Below are 1,530 nucleotides of genomic sequence, written 5' to 3'. Positions count from 1 at the left end.
CCCCGTATGTCGCAGCGGGTTTCCAGTCCTGGCATCGCAATCTGCTGATTACGGGCGGGCAGGAAATCGAAGATTACAGCTCGCCCTTGGCGGGTGTTGGTGCCTTGTTCCAGTACCAGATGACGCCGCGCATGGTGTTGTCTGCGGATGCGGAAGTGCTGGCGGTTACCGGGGGTGGCATGACGCCGCATATTACCGGCATTTCGGCACCCAGCGCGAAGTTTGGAACCAGTGGTGAAGAAACGCTGGGGCTGTCGGCCAATTATCGCATTGATGGTCCGTTTAGCGTCTTTGGTGGCTTGAGCTTCACCCACTTTACCTATACCGGCGGGGCAATGGGTAAATACTTCATGGAACCTGCGAGCTCCACCAACCGTTTCGGTATGGATGCGGGTATCCGTTACAACTTTTAAGTGTCGTGCCGCCTATAAGCCGATCACCGATGGTGGTCGGCTATTTCCTGCCGAGTATAGAGGAGGTATTAGATGGGGCATTTGAATCGTTTAACCCCTTTAACGCCAGAATTGGCTAAAACCATCGGAAAGGATCCGGTGCTTATTTTCATAGATACCTTGGGTGTGATAGAGGCCTGTTTACACCAAAGTTCGGATTATCCGGAAGATGGGGAATGGATTTGGTTTGGTAGCATGAATATCGAGCACTGGCCTTTTGATATGGCCTCGTACTGGATGCCACTACCGGCTCAACCGCACAAAACATCCTCACAAGAGCGTCCAAAGGACCAGGAAACTGTCCTGATATGGGTCAAAAATCTTTATGGTAAATTCCCCGCGCCAGAATTCGGCTGGTTGCAGGCCCGGTATCATGCCGAAGATTGCAGCTGGCGCGCCGCTAATGCTTCGGATACCTACTGGATTCATGATTCTGAAGTTATGGGCTGGATACCCTATCCGGAAAAAAGCGGAATCCAAAAGGCGTTCACTCATGGCTGATATCAGCACGGAAAATCAACTATTCATCGACGCCGCCAAAGCGCGGGGCGAAGAAACGTTTATGTACAAGGACCCGAGAGGTGGGGAATTTTTGCTGGTCTCAGGGAGTCCAGAAAGCATTCGGCTGCTCGTCGATATTATCGATGACTACGAGTTGGTCAGCGAAGTGGCGGCGGATATCGCCACAGAATTGGAGCGTCTGCATCTGGATGTTAAATAATCGGTTAAATTGTGAGGTACATAATGTCACGTAAAGAAATTCATAAAGCTTTTTTGGGCGCATTATCTACGGCGTTGGTTATTGGCGGCGTAGTGGCTGTTTCTGCACAGGCGGCCGTGCCGGATTATGGTCCCCTTATTCAAAGGCTGTCCCATCAGCGATTGCATTTGGTCAAAACCCTGCCGACGGGGGTCCCCGGGTTCACGGCTTTACTGGCAGAAACGACTACTGGCCAGAAAAATCTGGCTTTTGGCCTGGATGGAAAATACTTGATACCCGGGCCGGTGATTGCCGCCAACGGGAAAATGCTGAATACCGAAATGGCAGAAAAGCTCGGTTTGGTGCCCAAGCCTTTAC

At 51.6% G+C, this 1,530-nt stretch carries 2 protein-coding genes and 2 pseudogenes; all 4 read left to right on the top strand.

Annotated elements, in window-relative coordinates; genetic code table 11:
* Window positions 1–413 (top strand): annotated as a pseudogene (locus AC2VLY_RS08080) (hypothetical protein); the annotation flags it as partial.
* Window positions 414–485: 72 nt separating this feature from the next.
* The gene (locus AC2VLY_RS08075; protein ID WP_486892147.1) at window positions 486–953 is read left to right on the top strand and encodes a hypothetical protein; all 468 of its coding nucleotides are present in this window, start codon (window positions 486–488) and stop codon (window positions 951–953) included.
* A complete protein-coding gene (locus AC2VLY_RS08070; RefSeq protein WP_486892146.1) occupies window positions 946–1,173 on the top strand; it encodes a hypothetical protein in 228 nt (75 codons plus the stop codon). Before AC2VLY_RS08075 ends, AC2VLY_RS08070 begins: the two co-directional genes overlap by 8 nt.
* A 23-nt stretch (window positions 1,174–1,196) precedes the next feature.
* Window positions 1,197–1,530: pseudogene (locus AC2VLY_RS08065) on the top strand (hypothetical protein); the annotation flags it as partial.

This window comes from Acidithiobacillus sp. TH-A36, from assembly GCF_057473445.1.
Note: the sequence above shows the minus strand (reverse complement) of the source record. Positions and strands in the feature narration are given on the sequence as shown.